We start from the raw sequence: 20,655 nt of genomic DNA, 5'->3' as shown, positions 1-20,655 counted from the left end.
GGGCGCGCGGGGCCGGATGGCGGCCCTGCCATTCGGATGCGACGCCCATGATCGACCAGTTCGCCCTCGCCCTCGGCCACGGCCTGCTCGCCGCCGCGCTGCTGCGCCTCGCGCTGCGGGACGATGTCGATGCCGATCCGCTGGTGGCCGAGCTCGGCGAAGCAGGCGCGGCGCGGCGCCGCGCAGCCAGTCCCACCGGACGCAAGGCGGCGCGCCGCGCGGGGCGGGCCGTGCCCGGCCGGGAGGGCATCGGCGCGCAATCCGGCGGTCAAGCAGCGCATGCGGGAGAAGGCGATCCCGCGCTCAAGCAGCGAAGCGATAGCGCAGGAAAACCCGCTCAGGCGGCGAAGCGGCGCGCAGGTGATCGCGCTCAGGCGGCGAAGCGGTAGCGCAAAAAAAGATGCTCGACCTCGTCTTCCTCGCCTTCATCGCCTATGTGCTGGTGCTCGGGATCAAGCGACCCTTTGTCTGGGTGCTGCTCTACGTCTATATCGATATCGTCGCGCCGCAGCGGATCGGCTATTCGCTGATCACCTCGCTGCCCGTTTCCCTGATTGCTTTCGCCGCCGCTTTCGGCGGCTGGCTCGTGCTCGACCGCAAGGAAGGCGCGCGTTTCACCGCCCGGCAGGCGCTGCTCGTCATGCTGCTCGCCTATTGCTGGTGGACCACGGGCAGCGCCGATTTCCCGGAGGAAGCGGCGACCAAGTGGGACTGGGTGTGGAAGGCTCTGCTGTTCGCGATCTTCTTGCCCTTCACCCTGACGACCCGCGCGCGGATCGAGGGGCTGGCGCTCACGCTGGTGCTGTCGGTCGCGACCATCGTCATCGGGACCGGAATCAAGACCGTGCTCGGCGGCGGCGGCTATGGCAGTCTCAATTTCTTCGTCAACGACAACAGCGGCATCTACGAAAGCTCGACTCTGGCGACGGTGTCGATCGCGCTGATCCCGATGATCTGGTGGTTCACCCGCTTCGGCACGATTTTCCGCCCGCACTGGATGGTCACCGGGTTTGCCGCCGCGCTGACCTTCGCCTGCCTGCTGGTGCCGATCGGGACCGAGGCGCGCACCGGTCTCGTCTGCATCGCGGTGCTGGCCGTGCTGTTGCTGCGTTATGTCAGGCGGCGTGCGCTGTTCATCGCGGCAGCCGGCGTGCTCGGCCTCGCCGCGCTGCCGTTCCTGCCGCAGAGCTATTACGAGCGCATGGCGACGATCACCCAGCCTTCGGGCGATGAAAGCGCCTCGACCCGCGTGGCGGTGTGGGAATGGACCATCGACTACGCGAAGGAACATCCCTTCGGCGGCGGCTTCGACGCCTATCGCGGCAATTCCTTCACCTATGTCATGCCGGTGCGCGAAGGCGAGGGGAACACCTCCAGCGTGCGCTACAAGAAGGTGACCGACGAGGGCCGGGCCTATCACTCCGCGATCTTCGAACTGCTGGGCGAGCAGGGCTGGCCGGGGCTCGCGATCTGGCTGATGTTGCAGGGCCTGGGCGTGGTGCAGATGGAGCGCATCGTCAGACGCTGGAAAGGCCAGGGGGACGAAACACCGGATGAACGCGAGGCATGGATCGCGCCGATGGCGGTGGCGCTGCAACTGGCCAGCCTCGTCTATTTCGTCGGCGCGCTGTTCCAGGGCATCGGATACCAGCCGGTGATGCTGATGATCATCGGGCTGCAGATCGGCCTTGCGACCTATTGCAAGCGGCTCGATTCGGCGCGCGCGGGGCTGGCGCGCAGCGCGAAGGCCGGGGCCGGCCGTGCACGGCGCAAAGCGGCTTCGCCCGGAGCCGTAGCGGCAGGCTGACCGGTCGCCTTTCGCGCGATTGCAACGCGCGGCCTCATGCGCCATGTAGCGCGCGCCATTCACCAGGACGAGGAGAGCCCCATGAACCCCGCAGAACTGGCCGCGAAGGCCGGCGAGAATATCGGCACCAGCGAATGGGTCGAGATGACGCAGGAAAAGGTCAACATGTTCGCCGATGCGACCGGCGACCACCAGTTCATCCATGTCGACGAGGAAGCGGCCAAGATGACGCCGTTCGGCGGGACCATCGTCCACGGCTTCATGACGCTGTCGATGATCCCCTATCTCGGCGCGAACAGCGACATGCCCAAGATCGACAACGTCAAGATGGGCGTCAATTACGGCGGCAACAAAACCCGCTTCATCGCCCCCGTCCGCGTCGGCAAGCGGATTCGCGGCCACTGGAAACTGCTTGAAATGGTCGAGAAGCGCCCCGGCCAGTGGCAGCAGACCGCCGAGATCACGATCGAGATCGAAGGCGAGGACAAGCCCGCCCTCATCTGCGAGTGGATCACGCAGTATTTCGTTTGAGGCGTTCAGCGCCCTTCGCGGCGCGCGCCTCTGACTGACCGCGCCCCTGCCTCAGTGCGGGGGCGCGCCCACACATCACAAGGATATCCCCTCATCATGACCCGTGACGCAGTCATCGTCTCCACCGCCCGCACGCCCATCGGCCGCGCCTATAAGGGCGGCTTCAACGCCACGCCGGGCGCGACGCTCGGCTCCTATTCCTTTGCCCCGGCTGTCGAACGCGCGCAGATCGACGCGGGCGAGATCGACGATGTCGTGTGGGGCGCGGTGCTCACGCAGGGCACGCAGGCGGGCAATATCGGTCGCCAGGTGGCGCTGCGCGGCGGCGCGCCGGTCGGGGTCGCGGCCCAGACGATCGATCGCCAGTGCTCCTCGGGCCTGATGGCGATCGCCACCGCGGCCAAGCAGATCATCGTCGACAACATGAATATCGTCGTCGGCGGAGGTCAGGATTCGATCTCGATGGTCCAGACCCCGGAAATGCGCGTCGCGCCCGATCCCTCGCTGATCGCGATGCACAAGGATGTCTACATGCCGATGCTCGGCACGGCGGAAACGGTGGCCGCGCGCTACAAGATCAGCCGCGAGGCCCAGGATGAATACGCGCTGCAGTCGCAGATGCGCACCGCCGCAGCGCAGGAAGCGGGCAAGTTCGACGACGAGATCGTGCCGGTGACGACCACGATGATGGCCAAGGACAAGGAAACCGGCGAGGTTTCCCAGCAGGAAGTCACCATCACCAAGGACGAGGGCAATCGCCCCTCGACCACGCTCGAAGGTCTGCAATCGCTGAACCCCGTCATGGGGCCGGACAAGTTCATCACCGCGGGCAATGCCTCGCAGCTTTCCGATGGTTCCTCCGCCGCGGTGCTGATGGAAGCCAAGGTCGCCGAGCAGAAGGGTCTCGAACCGCTCGGCCGCTATGTCGGCATGGCGGTGGCGGGCACGGAGCCCGACGAGATGGGCATCGGTCCGGTCTTCGCGATTCCCAAGCTCCTCAAGGCGACCGGCCTCACAATGGACGACATCGGCCTGTGGGAGCTGAACGAGGCCTTCGCGGTGCAGGTGCTCTATTGCCGCGACAAGCTCGGCATCGACAACGACATCCTCAACGTCAATGGCGGCTCGATCTCGATCGGCCACCCCTATGGCATGACCGGCGCGCGCTGCACCGGTCACGCGTTGATCGAGGGCAAGCGTCGCGGTGCGAAATATGTCGTCGTGACGATGTGCGTCGGCGGCGGCATGGGCGCAGCCGGCCTGTTCGAGGTCTTCTGAGTCACGCCATGACGGGCGAGGCCGGAACCGGTGAGGCCGGAACCAGTGAGGACGGCGCGGGCAGCAAGGGCCTGCTCGCCTCGCACTGGTTCTGGCTCTTCGTGCTGGTCGCGATTTCGACTGCGCTCGATTACTGGGACCACGTAAGCCGCGAGGATTCCGCCTTCGCCGCCGCGCCCCTGGTATGGCTGGGCTATACGCTGGCGAGCGCGGTGACACTGTGCGCGCTGGCATGGGGCCTTGCCTGGCTGCTGGGACGGCTCCCGGTCCCGCAGCTTGCCGCCGATACGCTCGCAGTTGCGCTTGCCATTGCGGCGCACCTCTTGCTGACCGGGCCGCTCTGGGCGGGCCTGCTGTGGACGGACGCGATCACGTTCGACGCGCCGGGCCTGCCGGTCCTCGCGGGCGCCTTGACCTATCTTTTCTATCGCGGACTGTTCCTGTTCGCCCGCCAGCTCTTCCGCCCTCCGCCCAGCCGCGCCTAGGCGCGCTTGCCCATCGCCCGCTTTTGTCGCAGGCTCTGGGCGAAAGGGGGCAAGATGGACAGACGTGAATTCCTGGCGAGCACCGCGGCGACCTCGCTAGCGGCGGGCACCGCTCTCGGCACGGCCCGGCAGGCGGCGGCCGCGCCTCATGAGGGGGCATCGGGCTTCACCTTCCCGCCCGAATGGCACGCCCACGAAGCGGTCTGGATCGGCTGGACCAAAGGCCTGTTCGACGAGCCGGATCACGTGGCGATGCGGCTCGACATGCTCGCCGCGCTCACGCCCCATGTCCCGGTCACGATCAATATCGAGGACGAGGCGAGCGCCGGGCGAATCCGAGCCCTGATGGCGGAAAGGAAGGTGCCGCCCGGCAGGGTCGCCTTCAACATTCAGGACATTGTCGACCTGTGGGTCAGGGATACCGGGCCGCTTTTCGTCTCGAACGGCCAGCGGCTGCAGATCGCGGGATTCACATGGGGCAATTACGGCTTTCCCTGGCCATGGAGCAGCCCGCGCCAGCTCGCGCGGGGCAGGGCACCGCGCCAGATCGCAGCGGCGAGGGGCTATCGCCTGATCCCTTCCGAGGTGATCGCGGAAGGCGGCGGGATCGACGTCAATTCGCGCAGCCTCGTCGCCTATCGTGATGCGACGCTGCACCGCAATCCGGGCAGGCCGCTGGACCAGATCGAGCGCGAGATGAAGCGCCTTTACGGCAAGGACCAGGTCATCTGGCTCGACCGCGCGCCGATCACCGACCGCGTCTTTGCCGGGCCCAAGGTCGGCAACTTCTTCGGCTGGGGCGCGAACGGCCATGTCGATGAATATGTCCGCTTCGTGAGCGAGGACACGATCCTCCTCGCCGAGGTGGACGAGCGCGAGCGCGAGCGCGATGCGCTGATGCGGCTCGATCACGAAATCCTCACCGAGAATCGCCGCCAGCTCGAACGGGCGCGCGACCCCGACGGCAAGCCTTTCAACGTGGTCACGATGCCCGTGCCCGATGTGGGACCTTTCCTGCGGCGGCGCACATTGACCGAACGCGATTTCACCGCCGCGCCCGGCGGATTCGACGCGCGTTCGGTCTATCGCGATTTCAAGGTCGGCGACGAAGTGATCGACGTGCCCGCGGTGAGTTACTGCAATTTCCTCGTCACCAACGGCGTGGTGGTGGGCGCGCGCTATGGCGGCGAGGGGCGGCCCGACCATCTCGCCGAAAGCGACGCGCGCTCCGCCGCGATCCTGAAGGCGCATTTCCCGGATCGCGAAATCGTGCAGATCGATCCGCTACCGGCCAATTGGGACGGCGGCGGGGTTCACTGCCTGACGCAGCAGCAGCCGGCGGTGCCTGCCTGACGCGAAAGGCCGCGTCAGGAGTGCGCGGCGATGAATTCCTCGACCACCGGGGCGATTTTCTTGCGCCACTTGCTGCCGTTGAAGATGCCGTAATGCCCGGCGCCCTCGGCCATGTAATAGTGCTTCATCTTCTCGGGCAGCTTGGGCGTCAGCTTGAGCGCGGCCTTGGTCTGGCCCAGCCCCGAAATATCGTCGCGCTCGCCCTCGATCGCCAGCAGCGCGGTGTCGGTGATCTCGGTGATGTCGACGATCTCGCCCTTGTGCTCGAAGGTCCGGTTGGGGATCGAGTGGTTCTGGAACACTTCCTCGACCGTCTGGAGGTAGAATTCCGCCGTCATGTCGCACACGCTGCGATATTCGTCGTAGAAATCCTTGGTCGCGTTCGCGCTGTCCTCGTCGCCTGCGGTGAGGTGTTTGAACATCTCGTAATGGCTCATCATGTGGCTCTGCAGGTTCATGCTCATGAACGCGGAAAGCTGCATGAAGCCGGGATAGACCCGCCGCCCCGCGCCGCGATAATTCATCGGGACCGTGGCGATGACCGACTGGCGGAACCATTCGATCGGGCGGTTCATGGCGTGGTTGTTGACGCTGGTCGGGCTTTCGCGGGTGTCGATCGGGCCGCCCATCATGGTCAGCGTCGCAGGCGTGGCCTTCGACTTGTGCAGGTTCATCAGAGCGGTCGCGGCAAAGGCGGGGACGCTGGGCTGGCACACCGCCATCATGTGCGGGCGCTGTCCGGGACTGACCTGTTCGACATATTCGAGGAACTCGATCAGGTAGTCGATGTAATCGTCGAGGTCGAAAGTCCCTTCGTGCAGCGGCACGAGCTTCGCATCGGCCCAGTCGGTGATGTACACCTCGTAGCTTTGCAGCATCCGTTCGACCGTGCCGCGCAGCAAGGTCGCGAAATGGCCGCTCATCGGCGCGACGATCAGCAGCTTCTCGCGCGGCTTGCCTTCATGCTCCTCGATCCCGTCGAGGCGGAAGCGCTTGAGATCGCCGAACGGCTTGTTCAGCACCGTCGCCTCGATCACCGGCCAGGTCTTCCCGCCGCTTTCGATCTCGGTGATGCCGAAAGCGGGCTTGCCATAGGTCGCCGTGGCATGGGCGAACACGTCGAGCGCGTTGGCCGTCATGCCGGCCAACGGGGTGGTGCTGAGCGGATTGGCGGGATTGGTCAGCGCTTCCATGCTCATGGTCGCCCAAAGGCTCGCGCCGTTGAGCCAGCTGCGCTGGAGTTCGTAGGCCTGGTACAGCATGCCGCTCCCATCCGGCCCGACCCGCGCCGATCCCCCGGCGCGAGGTTCGTGCCTCACAATGAATCATCCGGCGCAAACGCGCCTTGTGCAACCTAAATGGCCGCTCCTCCGGCATTGTGCAATGCACAATCGGGGGTGAAAACCGTGTGCGCGGCGCTTGTCATGCACTTTTTACACGTGAAATCGTGTGGCTGTGGCATTAGATCGCTCCATGATGCACGGGGATATGACAGCACGGAGCGCGGCCCCGCAGCTCCCGGAAGAGCGTCACGACGCGCCCGAGGACCAGCGCCGGGAGGCGAGCGAGATCGCCGCCGATGCCGAGCTGGAGAGCTTCGCCCGGGACGAGCCGAAAAAGCCCCGCTCGCTCGCCCCTCTGCGCATGGTGTACCGCGAGGCGGCGAAATATCCGCGCCAGGTGGTGCTCGCGCTGATCGCGCTCACCGTCACTGCGGCCGGCACACTGGCGATCCCGGCCGCGCTGCAGCTGATCGTCGATCGCGGTTTCGATGCCGACGGATCGGCCGATATCGGGCGCTGGTTCCGTTACCTTCTGGTCATCGTCGTCGTCATCGCCCTCGGCACGGCGGTGCGGTTCTACTATGTGAGCTGGCTGGGCGAGCGGGTCGTCGCCGATATCCGGCGCAAGGTCCACGCCAATCTCATGGCGCTTTCGCCCAGTTTCTACGAAGCGAACAGCCCCAAGGAAATCTCCAGCAGGATGACGGCCGACACGGCGATCATCGAGACCGTGGTGGGCACCACCGTCTCGGTCGCATTGCGCAACGCGTTCCTTGGCATCGGAGGGACGGCCTACCTGTTTTGGCTGCTGCCCGAGCTGACGATCTGGCTGGCGCTCGGCATCCCGGCGGTGATCCTGCCGATCGTCTTTTTCGCCCGCCGCATCCGCACGATCTCGCGCGACAGCCAGGACCGCGTGGCCGATGTCGGCGCGATGGTGACGGAAGTGCTGGGCGCGATGAAGATCGTGCAAAGCTTCAATCAGCAGGGGCGCGAGGCGGACCGTTTCGGCGGTGCGGTCGAGCGGACCTTCGACACCGCGAAACGGCGGATCGTGCTGCGCTCGGCGATGACCGCTCTCATCATCCTCGCGATCTTCGGCTCTATCGTGCTGCTGCTGTGGCGCGGGGCGGAAGGGGTCGCCGCCGGAGAGATCACCGGAGGCACGATCCTGTCCTTCGTCTTCGGCGCGGGGATCGTCGCGGGCTCCTTCGCCGCGCTAACGGAAGTCTACGGAGAATTGCTGCGCGGAGCCGGGGCGGCGAGCCGGCTGGCCGAACTGCTCGAGGCGAAGCCGGCCATCGCCGCGCCCGAGCGGCCCGAGCGCCTGCCCGAACCGCCGCGCGGGAGCCTGTCCTTCCGCAATGTCACCTTCCGCTATCCCGCGCGGCCCGAAACGCCCGCGCTCAAGGATTTCACGCTCGAGATCGAGCCGGGCGAGACGGTCGCCATCGTCGGGCCTTCGGGCGCGGGCAAGTCGACGATCTTCCAGCTGGTCGAGCGTTTCTACGATCCGCAGGGGGGCACGATCCGCATCGACGGCGTGCCCCTGACCAAGGCCGATCCGGCGGCGATCCGCGACCGGCTCGCGCTGGTTCCGCAGGACGGCGTGCTGTTCAGCGCCGATGCCCGCGACAACCTGCGCTATGGCAAATGGGACGCGAGCGACGAGGAAATCTGGGATGCGGCGCGCGCCGCCAATGCGGAAAGCTTCCTGCGCGACCTGCCGGACGGGCTCGACACCTATCTCGGCGAAGGCGGCACGCAATTGTCGGGCGGCCAGCAGCAGCGCGTCGCGATTGCCCGCGCCCTGCTGCGCGATGCGCCGATCCTTTTGCTCGACGAAGCGACCAGCGCTCTCGACGCCGAAAGCGAGCGATTGGTGCAGGACGCGCTCGAGGCGCTCATGGCCGAGCGCACCACGCTCGTCATCGCGCACCGCCTGGCGACGGTGCGCGCGGCGGACCGGATCGTGGTGCTCGACAGCGGCATCGTGGTCGAGGAAGGCACGCATGACGAGCTCGCCGCCGCAGGCGGGCTCTATGCGCGGCTAGCCCGGCTGCAATTCGCTTCCACCGAAGCGGCCTGACCCCCGCTCTTTTCGATGAAGCGCCCTCGCGCTTGGACGAGCGAAAACCCATGGTCCCGCGCGCGGCGTATCTGGCGGCGAGGAAAACACGCAAACGGGATATCGCACCATGATCCACCGCACCGCCCTTTCCGGGCCCAGCGCGCTCGCGCTCATTCTTTCCGGCGCTCTTGCCGTCGCCCTGCCCGCGTCGGCGCACGAAGGCGCAGGGGCAATCGAAACGCTCGCCGACGACGCGGCCGAGGAAGGGGCCGAAAGCGAGACGCCGACGATGAGCTTCGGCGAATGGGGAGTCGACCCCGAGCTGCTCTCGGACGAGATCGCGCCGGGCGACGACTTTTTCGCCTATGTCAACCAGGAATGGCTCGACGCGAACCCGCTTCCTGCGGAATACAGCCGTTTCGGCGCGTTCAACCTGCTGCGCGAGAAGTCGACGACCGACGTGAAGGCTCTCATGGACGAGCTCACCGCCAAGCCGCGCGCCGAACTGTCCGCCGACGAACGCCGCATCGTCGATGCCTATGAAACGCATCTCGACACCGCCGCGATCGATGCCGCCGGGCTGGAGCCGGCGCGGCCTTACCTGAACGAAATTGTCGCTGCGACCTCGCTCGACCGTCTCGCCATGATCTGGGCACGGCCCGGCTTTGCCAGCCCGGTGGGCGGCTATGTCGGCGTCGATGCCAAGCAGCCCGACCGCTATGTCGCCAATATCGGGATCGGCGGGCTCGGCTTGCCCGACCGCGACTATTACCTCGACGACAGCGAGAAGGGGCGCGAGGTTCAGGTCAAGTACCGCGAATACATCGCCTTCCTGCTGGGCGAGGCGGGCTATGAAGACCCCGAGACCGCCGCGGCCGCGATCTACGCCTTCGAGGACCGGCTTGCGCGCGAGGTCATGTGGGACCGCACCATGCGGCGCAACCGCGACCTGACCTATAACCGCGTTTCGGCCGAGGAAATGGCGGCGATGTCCGGCCCGCTTCCCGTCACCGCGATGATGGACGCGATGGGCCTGTCGGCCTCGCCCACCTATGTCGTCAGCATGATGCCGCCGAGTGAGGAAAAGGTCGAAGAACTCGGCCTCGACGCCGATGCGCTGGCGAAGATCGGGACCGGCCTTCCGGGCATGTTCGAGGTGCTCGAAGACACCCCCGTCGCCACCTTGCAGGCGTGGACGGTCAAGGAAATGCTGTCCGACAACGCCTCCATCCTGCCGACCCGCTTCGACGAGGCGCGCTTCGCCTTCTACGGGAAGACCCTGCGCGGCACGCCCGAGCAGCGCCCGCGCTGGAAGCGTTCGATCGCGGCGGCCGAGGGGATGCTCGGCGAGCTGATCGGGGCATCCTATGTCGAACGCTACTTCCCGCCGGAAAACAAGGCGGCGATGGAGGAGCTGGTCGCCAACCTGCGCAAGGCGGTGGCCGAAAGCATCGCCGAGATCGACTGGATGGGCGAGGAGACGAAGGAACAGGCGCTCGATAAGCTCGCGAGTTTCGATCCCAAGATCGGCTATCGCGACAATCTCGAAACCTATGAAGGGCTGGAGATCGTGCGCGGCAATGCGATCGCCAATGCGATGGCCGCGGCCGAATGGGCGCGGGCGGACAATGTCGCCAAGCTGGGGCAGCCGATCGACCGGACCGAGTGGTTCATGCTGCCCCAGACCGTGAACGCCTATTACAACCCGACCAAGAACGAGATCGTCTTTCCCGCTGCGATCCTGCAGCAGCCCTTCTTCGGGATGAGCGCGGACCCGGCGGTGAACTACGGCGCGATCGGCGGGGTGATCGGGCACGAGATCGGCCACGGCTTCGACGACCAGGGCTCGAAATACGACGCCACCGGCAAGCTTCGCAACTGGTGGACCGACGAGGACCGCGCCGCCTTCGACGCCAAGACCGACGCTCTGGTCGCGCAATACGATGCCTTCTGCCCGTTCGACGACGGCGAGACCTGCGTCAACGGGCGCTTCACGCTGGGCGAGAACATCGGCGACCTCGGCGGCCTCAGCCTCGCCTACCGCGCCTACACAATCGCGACCAAGGGCAAGGACGTGCCCGTGATCGACGGGCTGACCGGCGACCAGCGCTTCTTCCTCGCCTGGGCGCAGGTGTGGCGTTCGATGCAGCGCGAGGAGAACTATCGCCAGCGCCTGCGCACCGACCCGCACAGCCCCGAGGAATACCGGGTCAATGGCGTCGTGCGGAATCTCGACGAATGGTACGAAGCCTTCGGCGTGACCGAGGACCATGCCATGTACATCCCGCCCGAAGAGCGCGTGAGAATCTGGTAGGACGGGCGGCTTGCCGAGCCGTCGAACAAAGCGTTTGACTTGGCCCGCGCTTCAGCCATGAGGCGCGGGCCATGACGTTTTTCCAGATGCTTCTGATCGCGGTGGTGCAAGGGATCACCGAGTTCCTGCCGATCTCCTCATCGGGGCACCTTATCCTGATCCCGTTCCTGACGGACTTTCCCGACCAGGGGCCGATGATCGATATCGCGGTCCATGTCGGCTCGCTGCTCGCGATCATCGTCTATTTCTTCAAGGATGTCGCAGGCCTCGCGCGGGGCGGTTTCGCCAGCATCGGCATCGGCCACGCGCCCGACCAGCGCAAGCTGTTCTGGTGGATCGTGCTTGGCACGATTCCCGCCGTGATCTTCGGGCTGGCGATCAAGCTGGGCTTTCTCAACGGCGCGGTGAGCGCGACTTTCGGCATTCCCATTATCGAGGACGACCTGCTCGCCTCGATCCGCTTCACCGATCTCATCGCGACCAATCTGATCGTCTACGGCATCCTGCTCGGCCTCGCCGACCGCTTCGGGCGGCAGGACAAGACGTTCGAACAGATGACCTGGCGCGACGGGCTGATCGTCGGCTGCGCGCAGGCATTGGCGCTGGTTCCCGGAACGAGCCGTTCGGGGGTTACCATGACGGCGGCTCGGTTGCTGGGCTATGGCCGGTTCGAGGCGGCGCGGTTTTCCTTCCTGCTCTCGATCCCGGCGGTCGCGGGGGCGGGCGTGCTGATCGTGCCGGACCTGCTCGAGGCCGACGGCGCGCTGCTGTGGGACGCGGTCGTCACCGGCACGTTAACCTTTCTCGCGGCCTTCGCGACGATGGCTTTCCTGATGAATTTCCTCAAGCACGCCTCGATGTTGGTCTTCGTGGTCTACCGTGTCATAATGGGCACAGTCCTCTTGATCGTGTTCTGAATTCGGCAGCAATCCGCCGTTTTCGCGGAACCAAGCGCGTCGCATGCGGGTTTCGCAATCATATACGCCCTGACATGGGTCGCATGACGAACGCAGAAAGAGGCAATTTCACGACATGGCTTTATTGGTGCTGATCGTATTGGGGACCACGCTGGGCTGGCTATCCTCGATCATTGCCCGCACCGAAGAGCCGGGCGAGATCCTGCGCCAGGTCGCCGCCGGCCTGCTGGTCGCGCTGGTTTCCGGCCTGCTGGTCAATGGCGGGGTCGTGCTGGGCGGGCTGTCTCTGGTCGCGCTGGGCGTGGCGCTTGCCTCGACCGTGGGCGCGCTGGTGCTCTACCACGCCGTGGTCCGCAAGCGGATCGAGGCCTGAGCGCCTAGACGGGTTCCGCCCCGCTGCCGCGCCCGCCGCGCAGGTGGTATTCGAGGGTGCCGCGGTTCACGACATTGTCGACATCGATCACCGCCGAATTGGCGTAGGTGAAACCGGGTGCGAGATTGCGATAGAGCCGGTCGAAATCGCGCTCGACCGTTTGGCGGTAGAGGTCCTCGAAACTCTCGATCACGAAATAGGTCGGCTGCAGGTCGCTGATGACGTAATCGGTGCGCATCACCCTGTCGACATTGAGCATGATGCGGTTGGGGCTTTCCGCCTCGACCGCGAAGCGTGCCTCCATCGGGCCGGACAGGATCCCGGCACCATAGGCCCGGATGCCGGCCTCTTCCTCGATCAGCCCGAATTCGACCGTGTACCAGTAGAGCGCGCCCAGTGCCTTCAAGCGGTTGTAGCGCATCGCCTTCCACCCGGCGCGGCCATATTCCTGCATGTAATCGGCATAGACCGGGTCGGTCAGCATCGGCACGTGGCCGAACACGTCGTGGAAGACGTCGGGCTCCTGGATGTAGTCGAAGGTCTCGCGCGTGCGGATGAAATTGCCCGCAGGGAAGCGGCGATTGGCAAGGTGCCAGAAGAATACGTGATCGGGAATGAGCATCGGCACGGGCACGACGCTCCACCCGGTGAGCTGGTCCAGCTCGTCTGACAGCCGGGCGAATTCGGGCACGCCGCCCCGGCCGAGGTCGAGCTTGTCGAGGCCTTCGAGAAACGCCGTGCAGGCGCGGCCGGGAAGGATCTCCATCTGGCGCGCGAACAGGTCGTTCCATACCGCATCGTCCTCGCTGTCATAGGCGGTCTGCTCCTTCTCCAGCCAGTCCTCGCCGACATGCGGCGGGCGGGCGAGCGGAGCGGTAAAGACATCGCCCGACATTTCGGGCAGCTTGGTGAAATCGGGCTGTGGGTCGGCAAGGCTGGCCATATGGTTGCATCTGATACCAGATCATATGCTGTGCAAGGACAAAGAGACGAAAGGGGCGAAAGTGGCGGATGGTTCGATCGAAAAGCTGAAGGGCAAGCCCTATCGCAGGGCCTTGAAGCCGCTGACGCGCGAACTGGTCGGCATGGCGCGCTGGGCCAGGGCGACGGGGGCGCGCATCGTCGTGCTGTTCGAGGGCCGCGACACGGCGGGCAAGGGCGGCGCGATCCGGGCCGTGCGCCACCGGCTGGACCCGCGCCAGTGCCGCACGGTGGCGCTGCCCAAGCCGAACGAGGCGGAGCTCTCCCAATGGTATTTCCAGCGCTATGTCGCGCACCTGCCGAGCGCGGGCGAAATCGCGCTGTACGACCGTTCGTGGTACAATCGCGCCGGGGTGGAAAAGGTGATGGGCTATGCGAGCGAGGAGCAGGTCGCCCATTTCCTGCGCCAGGTTCCGGTTTTCGAGCAATTGCTGGTCGATGACGGCATCCTGCTGTTCAAATACTGGCTGGCGACCGACCAGGACCGGCAGGAAGAGCGCCTGCGCGAACGGCTCGAGGATCCCCTCAAGCGCTGGAAGCTCTCGCCGGTCGATCTCGCCGCGCGCGCGAAATACGATGCCTATACCGATGCGCGCGAGGCGATGCTGCGCGCGACCCATACGCGCCATTCGCCGTGGACACTGGTCGATTTCAACGACCAGAAGCGCGGGCGGCTGACGCTGATCCGCGACCTGCTCGATCGCCTGCCCGATACCCATGTCGAGCCTCCGGCAATCGATTTTCCCGATCTCGGGCGCGAGCCGAAGGTGGAAAGTTACGATGTGCTCGAGCCGATCGAGACCTACCACGAGGCGAGCGATTGACACGCCGGCTGTTTAATATTATCATGATAGCATATTTATATCGATCAGGGGGAAGACATGGTTGAACGTATCGATTCGATGACGCCAAGCAGCGAAAGCCGGGGCAACGCGTATAACGGCTATTTCATGCTTGTGTTGCTGCTGGTCCTGCTGCTGAGCCCGGTCCTCCTCCTGATCGCCGCTGCGCCCAAGGGGGCGGTGGTCGCATCCGCAGTCTTTGCGGCGGTGTCCCTCGTCTTCATCCTCATCGGCTTCTTCATGATCCAGCCCAACCAGGCGGTCGTGCTCACGCTGTTCGGCGAATATCGCGGGACGGTGCGCAAGGACGGGCTGCACTGGGTCTGGCCGTGGTTCGGCAACGAGAAGGTCTCCGTGCGCGCGCACAACATGCATTCCGAGAGGGTCAAGATTAACGACCTGCGCGGCAACCCGATCGAAATCGCCTGCAATGTCGTCTGGCGCGTTGCCGACACGGCGCAGGCGGTGTTCGATGTCGACGACTACAAGGAATTCGTGAACATCCAGATCGAGGCGGGGCTGCGCACGGTCGGATCGCGCCACCCCTATGACAGCATGTCGGAGGACGACGAGACGACGCTGCGCGGCAGCGCCGACGTGGTGAACCGCGAACTGATCGTCGAGCTCAACGAGAGGCTGCATGTCGCCGGAATCACGGTGGACGAGGCAGGCCTCACCCATCTTGCCTATGCGGCCGAAATCGCCGGAGCCATGCTCCGCCGCCAGCAGGCCGACGCGGTCATCTCCGCGCGGCGCAAGGTCGTGATCGGCGCGGTCGGCATGGTCGAGGACGCGCTGGAAAAGCTCGCTGCCGACGACATCGTCGAACTCGACGACGAACGGCGCGCGGCGATGGTGTCGAACCTGCTGGTCGTGCTGTGCGGCGACAGCGAAGCGCAGCCGGTGGTGAATACGGGAACGCTTTACCAGTAACGTGAACCGCAGGAGGCAGCGATGGCTGCACCGCCCGCGAAAAAGGCTTTCGCCCTTCGGCTCGACCCGGAGGTGCACAAGGCGGTCGAGCGGCTCGCCGCGGCGGACCTCAGGTCGGCCAATGCCGAGATCGAGATGCTGCTGCGCGAGGCGCTCGCGGCGCGCGGGATCGAAGTGAAGCGGACAAAGCCGCCGCGCAGGGGCCGGCCGCCAAAGGAAGAGTGATGTCAGGCTGTCGCCGCAGCGCCCATAACCTGCCGCCCGTCCGCCGCGAATGCCCCGAGCTCATAGCCTTCCTGACCTTCCCGCATGGCGAGGTGGAGGAGGTCGCCCGCGATTGCCGGCGACATTCCCCTGAAGGCGAAGGTCCGAACCCGGTTCTCCCCCAGCTCGCGCGTGGCCAGCTGCAATAGCAGGCTCGCGGTAAGGGGTCCGTGGACGACCAGCCCGCGATAGCGCTCGACCCCGCGCGCATAGGGCGCGTCATAATGGATGCGGTGCGTGTTGAAGGTGAGCGCGGAATAGCGGAAAAGCAGGCGCGGGTCCGGGGTGAGCGCGGTGTGCGCGTCCCATGCGGATGTGTCGAAGCGCGCCTCCCCCGGCTCGGGCGGGGTCAGCGACGCGTCCGGCGCGGCGGCCTCGCGATAGACCAGCGTCTGTGTTTCGATCACCGAGAGCGTGCCGTTGGCATGCGTCTCGTGCGCGACATCGACGAAGGCGAGCGGGCCGCTCGAGCCCTCCTTCTGCTTGATCGAGACGACGCGGCTGATGCGCTCGATCGCCGCGCCCACGGGAAGCGGGGCGCGGAATTCGATCGCACTCGAAGCCCACATGCGCCGTTCCATCGGGAAGGGCGGGAGGAAGCTTGCCGGGCTGTGCACTCCTTTGGCGTCGCGCGCGGGGTGACCGTCCTTCCCCAGCATGGCGGTGGGCGCTTCGGGGGTGCAGAGGCAGAAGTGGATGCCCTGCGGCATGATCCGGGACTCGGGCGCATCGAGATCGAACGTCGCAAAGAACCGAGCCGCCAGCGCCGGGGTCAGCGTGTCGCGCGCCCGCGCCTCGCGCCCGATCCAGTCCTCGTAATTCATCGGGCCAGCTCGAACACCGCCGCGATGCCCTGCCCGCCGCCGATGCACATGGTCTCGAGCCCGTAGTGCACGTCGCGCCGTTGCATCTCGTGCGCCATGTCCGCGAGAATGCGCCCACCGGTCGCGCCGATCGGATGGCCGAGGCTGATGCCCGATCCGTTGACGTTGAGGATTGCGCGGCGCGAATCGTCATCGCTCCAGCCCCAGCCCTTGAGCACGGCGAGCACCTGCGGAGCGAAAGCTTCGTTCAGTTCGACGAGGCCTATGTCGTCCCAGCTGTAGCCACGCCGCTCAAACAGGCGCTCGACCGCCGGGACGGGGCCGATGCCCATGCGCGACGGGTCGCAGCCCGCCGCCGCCCAGCCGCCGAACCAAAGCATCGGTTCGAGCCCGAATTCCGCGAGCTTGTCCTCCGCGACGACGAGGCATGCGGCCGCCGCGTCGTTCTGCTGGCTCGCATTGCCTGCCGTCACGATGGCGTCCGGGTCGCGCCTGCCGTCGATGGGGCGCAGGGCTCCCAGTGTTTCCATCGAGGCATCGGGACGGAAGCCCTCGTCCTTCGTGAAGAGCACGGGATCGCCCTTGCGCTGGGGCACTTCGACGGGAACGAGCTGCGCGTCGAACCTGCCCTCGTCCCACGCGATCGCCGCGTTGCGGTGCGAGCGCACGGCGTATTCGTCCGCCTGCTCGCGGGTGATGGAGTAATCCTTGGCGAGGTTCTCCGCGGTCTCGATCATGCCGGTGATGACACCGAAACGCTCGATCGGCTGGCTGCGCACGCGGCCCCGGCTGAGGCGGTCGTGCAGCGTGATGTCCCCCATCCGCGCGCCGCCGCGCCCCTGGAGGGTGTAGTGTTCGACGTTCGACATGGACTCGACCCCGCCCGCGACGACCATGTCGGCCATGCCGGTCTCGACCATCATCGCCGCGGTCGCGACCGCCTGCACGCCCGACCCGCAGCGCCGGTCGAGCTGGAATCCGGGCACCTCCAGCGGCAGGTCGGCGGCGAGCCAGGACCAATGCCCGATCGCCGGTGCCTCGCCGTTGCCGTAGCCCTGCGAAAACACCACGTCGTCGACCCGCGCCGGGTCGATGCCGGAGCGTTCGACCAGCGCCTTGAGGATCACCGCACCCAACTGCCCCGCGTCGAGGCCGGAAAGACCTCCGAGGAACTTGCCCACGGGGGTGCGCAGCGGTGTGCAGATGGCGGCGCGTCTGGTCATTTCAGCGGTCCTTGTCCGATAGCGCGACGGTCCCGGCATCGACGAGCTTGCCGATGGCCCCGCTCGACAGGCCGAGGCGGTCGGCGAGCACCTCTTCGGAATGCTGCCCGAGATAGGGCGCGGGGGCGGGGTCGCCCGGCTCCTTCGCCGGGAGGTTGGCGAAGCTGCGGGTGGCGGGATATTCGAAGCCAGAGGGGTTCGCGGGCGAGGGGCCGAACAGCGGGTTGTCCGCAACCAGCACCGGGTCGTTCGCCGCCTCGTGCGCGGTGCGGTAGCGTTCGAAGGTGCAGCCGTGCGCGGCCATGCGCGCTTCGAGTGCCTTGTAGTCGTGGCTCCCGGCGACGTTCTGGAACAGCTCGAACAAACGGTGGCGATGCTCGAAACGGGGGCGGTCGCCGTCGGCGAATTTCACCCCGACCTCGGCTTCGAGCTGCGTTATCGGCGTCTCCAGCCCGAAGGCTTCGACAAGGCCGTTCCACTGTTTCGGCGTGAGCGCGGCCACCATGAACCGCTGGCCGTCCTTCGAGCGGAAATCGCGCCCGAACGCGCCCCAGATCGCATTGCCGAGCCGCTCGCGGTCGGCCCCGCGATAGAGCATCTCCGCCATCGTCCCCGAATTGGCGAGCGTCCCGATGGCGACGTCGCCCAGCGGGATTCGCACCTCGCTCCCCTCGCCGGTGGCGTCGCGGTGGCGCAAAGCGGCCATCAGCGCGAAGGCGGAATAGGCGCCGGTGATGAAATCCCACGCGGGCAGGACCTGGTTGACGGGCGGGGCGGTTTCCATCTCCCAGTCCTCCGGCCCGCACATCAGCGGATAGCCCGAGGCCGCGTTGACGGTGAAATCCATCGCCTGCCGCCCGTCGTGCCAGCCCATGATCCGGACCGAGACGAGGTCGGGCGCGCCATCGGGCTGCTTAGCCCTGACCGCATCGTGCCCGAGAAAGCTCTTCTCCGGCAGGTTGGTGATCATCTGGCCCGTGCGCGCCGCGAGTTCGGCGCACAGCTCGCGCCCTTCGCCGCTGCGCAGGTCCAGCGCGACCGATTTCTTCGCCCGGTTGAGGTTTTCCCAGCTGAGCGAGCGGCCTTCCTTCGTCAGCATGTAGCGGTCGTAATCAAGCCCGCCCGCCGTGTGATCGACGCGGATCACCTCCGCGCCGAGCTGCGCGCAGTAGAGGCCCGCGGTGGGGCTGGCGACAAAGCTCGAGACTTCGATGACCGAAAGGTCGTTGAGGAGGTTATACATTGGAGTCCCTGTTGCGTGCGGATCGGCCATCCGGCCGATCCTTGGCGCGGCACTAGCCGACGACGGATGTCGTCGGCGCATCAACCATGCACCGCCTCCCATTCGCGCAGCATGTGCTTGGCGATCTGGAGCTGGAGGATCTGCGTTGTGCCCTCGTAGATGCGGTAGATGCGCGCATCGCGGTAGAACCGCTCGGCATCGTATTCGGCCAAGTAGCCCGCCCCGCCATAGATCTGCACCACCCGGTCGACCACGCGGCCGCACATCTCGCTGGCGAAGACCTTGAACGCGGCGGCGGCCTTGATCGTGTTCTCGCCCCGATCGACCCGTTCGGTCACGTCGCGCATCATGCATTCGGCGGCGTAGATTTCGGTCTCGCTGTCGGCGAGCATCGCCTGGATCAGCTGGAAGCGCGCGATCGGTTCGCCGAAGGCCTTGCGCTCATTGGCGTAGCGAAGCGCCGAATCGAGCGCCCGGCGGGCATAGGCCGTCGCCGCCGCGCCGACCGAGATGCGCCCATTGTCGAGGCTCTGCATGGCGAAGCGGAAGCCCTGCCCCGTCTCCCCGCCGAGCAGGGCATCGCCCGGCACCTTCACGTCGTCGAGCATGATGTCGGAGATGTGGGAGCCGGCCTGCCCCATCTTCCTGTCCGGGCTTCCGGTCGAGATGCCCGGCGTGTCCATCGGCACGATGAAGGCCGAGACGTGGGCGTTCTTGGGCAGCGCCTCCTTTTCGGTGCGCGCCATGATCAGCGCGACGTCGGCATGGGGGGCGTTGGTGATGTAGCGTTTCGAGCCGTTGAGGATCCAGCCATTGCCTTCGGGGTCGGGCACGGCGGTGGTCTGCATCGCCGCGCTGTCGCTGCCCGAGCCCGGCTCGGTCAGGCCGAAGCACGCGATCTTCCCTTCGATCAGCTTGGGATACCATTCCTGCCGCTGCGCCTCGGTCCCGCCGTTCTTCAGCGCGCTCGCGAACATTCCGATATTGATCGAGAAGATCGAACGATAGGCGGGCGCAGCGTAGCTCATGATGTTGACGACGCGCGCATATTGCCGGGTGTTGAGCCCCGCGCCGCCGTATTCTTGCGGAACGGAAATGCCGAACAGGCCCATGTCGCGCATTTCGGTCAGGATTTCCTCGGGCACGCGGTCGTTTTCGATCAGATCCCCTTCCGCCGGGATCAGGCGCTCGCGAACATAGCGGGAGAGCTGCTCGGCGAACTGCTCGAACGTCTCTTCGTCCATGCCGGGATTGGTGCGGGCGGGATTTGCGATGGGGGCATTCATGAATCTGTCTCGCTTGGAATGTGCGCGGGGTTCTTCAAGGAGTTACGCGCCGCTTTCGGGCGCGGTTTCGGCGTCGTCCTGCGGGGTCGGAGCGGGCGTTTCGGTCCCGGGGACCACGCCTTGGGGCAGGCGATCGGCCTCGAGCATTTCGGCCGCATCCTCGAGCGCCTGCCGCTCGCCTTCGCTCACGCCTGTGGGCGGTGCATCCGGCTCGCTGCCACAGGCCGCGAGCAGCGCGACCGTGCAGACAGCGAGAAGGAGGCGGGGCATGCGGGCGATGCGCCTACTCGGCTTCGAGTTCGGCGCGGGCGGCTTCGGCGGTCGCCTCGGCCTCGCCCAGCATCGCGTCGATCTCGGCCGCGGCATCGGCGGCGGCATCGGCGGCTTCGCTGGCGGTGTCCTCGCCGACGGGGGCCGGGGTTTCGCCCGTCTCTTCCGGCTCGGCGAGGTCGGGGTCCTCGACCGGCTCCTCGCTCACGCCCGAAAGCGCCTCCTCGGCCGGGCCTTCGACCGTTTCGGCGCTTGCGTCTTCGGCGGCGTTATCGGTTCCGCCGCAGGCCGCAAGGGCGAGAGCGACGCTGCAGGGCAGGGCAAGGGCGAGGGTCTTTTTCATCGGGTCATCCTCCTCCAGACGGTCCGGCGCGGAC

21 protein-coding genes are annotated in these 20,655 nt (G+C 66.3%); 13 read left to right on the top strand and 8 right to left on the bottom strand.

Features of this window, described 5'->3' with window-relative positions; all coding sequences use genetic code 11:
* Positions 1-47: 47 nt before the first annotated feature.
* The 6 genes from RIB52_RS10065 to RIB52_RS10040 all read left to right on the top strand — a co-directional run bounded on the left by RIB52_RS10065 (position 48) and on the right by RIB52_RS10040 (position 5,454).
* Positions 48-389, top strand: coding sequence for a hypothetical protein (locus RIB52_RS10065; protein ID WP_350175290.1), 342 nt, complete (start codon positions 48-50; stop codon positions 387-389).
* Between the two features lie 11 nt (positions 390-400).
* Positions 401-1,807 carry a putative O-glycosylation ligase, exosortase A system-associated gene (locus RIB52_RS10060; protein WP_350175289.1) on the top strand — a complete coding sequence of 469 codons (1,407 nt, stop codon included), beginning with the start codon at positions 401-403 and terminating at the stop codon, positions 1,805-1,807.
* Between the two features lie 81 nt (positions 1,808-1,888).
* Positions 1,889-2,338 (top strand): MaoC family dehydratase, encoded by a 450-nt coding sequence (locus RIB52_RS10055; protein ID WP_350175288.1) that lies wholly within the window; start codon positions 1,889-1,891, stop codon positions 2,336-2,338.
* Positions 2,339-2,434: 96 nt separating this feature from the next.
* Positions 2,435-3,616: an acetyl-CoA C-acyltransferase gene (locus RIB52_RS10050; RefSeq protein ID WP_350175287.1), complete on the top strand. Its 1,182-nt coding sequence runs from the start codon at positions 2,435-2,437 to the stop codon at positions 3,614-3,616.
* A gap of 8 nt (positions 3,617-3,624) precedes the next feature.
* A complete protein-coding gene (locus RIB52_RS10045; RefSeq protein WP_350175286.1) occupies positions 3,625-4,101 on the top strand; it encodes a hypothetical protein in 477 nt (158 codons plus the stop codon).
* A gap of 54 nt (positions 4,102-4,155) precedes the next feature.
* Complete coding sequence (locus RIB52_RS10040; RefSeq protein ID WP_350175285.1) at positions 4,156-5,454, top strand: agmatine deiminase family protein; 1,299 nt, start codon at positions 4,156-4,158, stop codon at positions 5,452-5,454.
* Between the two features lie 14 nt (positions 5,455-5,468).
* Here the strand turns inward: RIB52_RS10040 and RIB52_RS10035 are convergent, their stop codons facing one another.
* Positions 5,469-6,716, bottom strand: a complete 1,248-nt coding sequence (locus tag RIB52_RS10035; RefSeq protein WP_350175284.1) for a polyhydroxyalkanoate depolymerase — start codon at positions 6,714-6,716, stop codon at positions 5,469-5,471.
* Between the two features lie 382 nt (positions 6,717-7,098).
* Here RIB52_RS10035 and RIB52_RS10030 point away from each other — a divergent pair, with 382 nt between their 5' ends.
* The 4 genes from RIB52_RS10030 to RIB52_RS10015 all read left to right on the top strand — a co-directional run bounded on the left by RIB52_RS10030 (position 7,099) and on the right by RIB52_RS10015 (position 12,412).
* Positions 7,099-8,826, top strand: a complete 1,728-nt coding sequence (locus RIB52_RS10030) for an ABC transporter transmembrane domain-containing protein (protein WP_350175311.1) — start codon at positions 7,099-7,101, stop codon at positions 8,824-8,826.
* A 109-nt stretch (positions 8,827-8,935) separates the two neighbouring features.
* Positions 8,936-11,122 (top strand): M13 family metallopeptidase, encoded by a 2,187-nt coding sequence (locus RIB52_RS10025; RefSeq protein WP_350175283.1) that lies wholly within the window; start codon positions 8,936-8,938, stop codon positions 11,120-11,122.
* A gap of 71 nt (positions 11,123-11,193) precedes the next feature.
* The gene (locus RIB52_RS10020; RefSeq protein WP_350175282.1) at positions 11,194-12,039 is read left to right on the top strand and encodes an undecaprenyl-diphosphate phosphatase; all 846 of its coding nucleotides are present in this window, start codon (positions 11,194-11,196) and stop codon (positions 12,037-12,039) included.
* A 115-nt stretch (positions 12,040-12,154) separates the two neighbouring features.
* Positions 12,155-12,412, top strand: coding sequence for a hypothetical protein (locus RIB52_RS10015; protein WP_350175281.1), 258 nt, complete (start codon positions 12,155-12,157; stop codon positions 12,410-12,412).
* Between the two features lie 4 nt (positions 12,413-12,416).
* Here the strand turns inward: RIB52_RS10015 and phhA are convergent, their stop codons facing one another.
* Entirely contained in the window at positions 12,417-13,355 is a 939-nt protein-coding gene (phhA, locus tag RIB52_RS10010) for a phenylalanine 4-monooxygenase (RefSeq protein WP_350175280.1), read from the bottom strand.
* Positions 13,356-13,380: 25 nt separating this feature from the next.
* Between phhA and ppk2 the strand changes: the two genes are divergently transcribed.
* Genes ppk2 through RIB52_RS09995 form a run of 3 tightly spaced genes read left to right on the top strand, consistent with a single transcriptional unit; the run spans position 13,381 to position 15,393 of the window.
* On the top strand, positions 13,381-14,217 hold the full coding sequence (ppk2, locus tag RIB52_RS10005; RefSeq protein WP_350175279.1) for a polyphosphate kinase 2: 837 nt from the start codon (positions 13,381-13,383) through the stop codon (positions 14,215-14,217).
* A gap of 57 nt (positions 14,218-14,274) precedes the next feature.
* Entirely contained in the window at positions 14,275-15,168 is an 894-nt protein-coding gene (locus RIB52_RS10000; protein ID WP_350175278.1) for an SPFH domain-containing protein, read from the top strand.
* A gap of 21 nt (positions 15,169-15,189) precedes the next feature.
* Positions 15,190-15,393: a type II toxin-antitoxin system antitoxin gene (locus RIB52_RS09995; RefSeq protein WP_350175277.1), complete on the top strand. Its 204-nt coding sequence runs from the start codon at positions 15,190-15,192 to the stop codon at positions 15,391-15,393.
* Between the two features lie 2 nt (positions 15,394-15,395).
* Here the strand turns inward: RIB52_RS09995 and RIB52_RS09990 are convergent, their stop codons facing one another.
* The 6 genes from RIB52_RS09990 to RIB52_RS09965 all read right to left on the bottom strand — a co-directional run bounded on the left by RIB52_RS09990 (position 15,396) and on the right by RIB52_RS09965 (position 20,621).
* On the bottom strand, positions 15,396-16,256 hold the full coding sequence (locus tag RIB52_RS09990) for an HTD2 family dehydratase (protein ID WP_350175276.1): 861 nt from the start codon (positions 16,254-16,256) through the stop codon (positions 15,396-15,398).
* The gene (locus tag RIB52_RS09985; RefSeq protein WP_350175275.1) at positions 16,253-17,479 is read right to left on the bottom strand and encodes an acetyl-CoA C-acetyltransferase; all 1,227 of its coding nucleotides are present in this window, start codon (positions 17,477-17,479) and stop codon (positions 16,253-16,255) included. Before RIB52_RS09985 ends, RIB52_RS09990 begins: the two co-directional genes overlap by 4 nt.
* A 1-nt stretch (position 17,480) precedes the next feature.
* Positions 17,481-18,722: a CoA transferase gene (locus RIB52_RS09980; RefSeq protein WP_350175274.1), complete on the bottom strand. Its 1,242-nt coding sequence runs from the start codon at positions 18,720-18,722 to the stop codon at positions 17,481-17,483.
* Positions 18,723-18,802: 80 nt separating this feature from the next.
* On the bottom strand, positions 18,803-20,008 hold the full coding sequence (locus RIB52_RS09975; protein ID WP_350175273.1) for an acyl-CoA dehydrogenase family protein: 1,206 nt from the start codon (positions 20,006-20,008) through the stop codon (positions 18,803-18,805).
* 42 nt (positions 20,009-20,050) lie between these two features.
* Positions 20,051-20,278, bottom strand: coding sequence for a putative periplasmic lipoprotein (locus RIB52_RS09970; RefSeq protein ID WP_350175272.1), 228 nt, complete (start codon positions 20,276-20,278; stop codon positions 20,051-20,053).
* A gap of 13 nt (positions 20,279-20,291) precedes the next feature.
* Positions 20,292-20,621, bottom strand: coding sequence for a hypothetical protein (locus RIB52_RS09965; protein WP_350175271.1), 330 nt, complete (start codon positions 20,619-20,621; stop codon positions 20,292-20,294).
* Positions 20,622-20,655 lie beyond the last annotated feature (34 nt).

Origin of the sequence: Erythrobacter sp., from assembly GCF_040217515.1 — a bacterium.
Taxonomy (GTDB): Bacteria; Pseudomonadota; Alphaproteobacteria; order Sphingomonadales; family Sphingomonadaceae; genus Erythrobacter.
The sequence above is the reverse complement of the archived record's forward strand: the minus strand, read 5'-3'. Positions and strand labels throughout refer to the sequence as shown.

What these genes read in the sequence shown, in the direction of transcription:
- RIB52_RS10065 (WP_350175290.1), top strand. Translation starts at nt 48, where the DNA reads ATGATCGACCAGTTCGCCCTCGCCCTCGGCCACGGCCTGCTCGCCGCC.
- RIB52_RS10060 (WP_350175289.1), top strand. Translation starts at nt 401, where the DNA reads ATGCTCGACCTCGTCTTCCTCGCCTTCATCGCCTATGTGCTGGTGCTC.
- RIB52_RS10055 (WP_350175288.1), top strand. Translation starts at nt 1,889, where the DNA reads ATGAACCCCGCAGAACTGGCCGCGAAGGCCGGCGAGAATATCGGCACC.
- RIB52_RS10050 (WP_350175287.1), top strand. Translation starts at nt 2,435, where the DNA reads ATGACCCGTGACGCAGTCATCGTCTCCACCGCCCGCACGCCCATCGGC.
- RIB52_RS10045 (WP_350175286.1), top strand. Translation starts at nt 3,625, where the DNA reads ATGACGGGCGAGGCCGGAACCGGTGAGGCCGGAACCAGTGAGGACGGC.
- RIB52_RS10040 (WP_350175285.1), top strand. Translation starts at nt 4,156, where the DNA reads ATGGACAGACGTGAATTCCTGGCGAGCACCGCGGCGACCTCGCTAGCG.
- RIB52_RS10035 (WP_350175284.1), bottom strand. Translation starts at nt 6,716, where the DNA reads ATGCTGTACCAGGCCTACGAACTCCAGCGCAGCTGGCTCAACGGCGCG.
- RIB52_RS10030 (WP_350175311.1), top strand. Translation starts at nt 7,099, where the DNA reads ATGGTGTACCGCGAGGCGGCGAAATATCCGCGCCAGGTGGTGCTCGCG.
- RIB52_RS10025 (WP_350175283.1), top strand. Translation starts at nt 8,936, where the DNA reads ATGATCCACCGCACCGCCCTTTCCGGGCCCAGCGCGCTCGCGCTCATT.
- RIB52_RS10020 (WP_350175282.1), top strand. Translation starts at nt 11,194, where the DNA reads ATGACGTTTTTCCAGATGCTTCTGATCGCGGTGGTGCAAGGGATCACC.
- RIB52_RS10015 (WP_350175281.1), top strand. Translation starts at nt 12,155, where the DNA reads ATGGCTTTATTGGTGCTGATCGTATTGGGGACCACGCTGGGCTGGCTA.
- phhA (WP_350175280.1), bottom strand. Translation starts at nt 13,355, where the DNA reads ATGGCCAGCCTTGCCGACCCACAGCCCGATTTCACCAAGCTGCCCGAA.
- ppk2 (WP_350175279.1), top strand. Translation starts at nt 13,381, where the DNA reads ATGCTGTGCAAGGACAAAGAGACGAAAGGGGCGAAAGTGGCGGATGGT.
- RIB52_RS10000 (WP_350175278.1), top strand. Translation starts at nt 14,275, where the DNA reads ATGGTTGAACGTATCGATTCGATGACGCCAAGCAGCGAAAGCCGGGGC.
- RIB52_RS09995 (WP_350175277.1), top strand. Translation starts at nt 15,190, where the DNA reads ATGGCTGCACCGCCCGCGAAAAAGGCTTTCGCCCTTCGGCTCGACCCG.
- RIB52_RS09990 (WP_350175276.1), bottom strand. Translation starts at nt 16,256, where the DNA reads ATGAATTACGAGGACTGGATCGGGCGCGAGGCGCGGGCGCGCGACACG.
- RIB52_RS09985 (WP_350175275.1), bottom strand. Translation starts at nt 17,479, where the DNA reads ATGACCAGACGCGCCGCCATCTGCACACCGCTGCGCACCCCCGTGGGC.
- RIB52_RS09980 (WP_350175274.1), bottom strand. Translation starts at nt 18,722, where the DNA reads ATGTATAACCTCCTCAACGACCTTTCGGTCATCGAAGTCTCGAGCTTT.
- RIB52_RS09975 (WP_350175273.1), bottom strand. Translation starts at nt 20,008, where the DNA reads ATGAATGCCCCCATCGCAAATCCCGCCCGCACCAATCCCGGCATGGAC.
- RIB52_RS09970 (WP_350175272.1), bottom strand. Translation starts at nt 20,278, where the DNA reads ATGCCCCGCCTCCTTCTCGCTGTCTGCACGGTCGCGCTGCTCGCGGCC.
- RIB52_RS09965 (WP_350175271.1), bottom strand. Translation starts at nt 20,621, where the DNA reads ATGAAAAAGACCCTCGCCCTTGCCCTGCCCTGCAGCGTCGCTCTCGCC.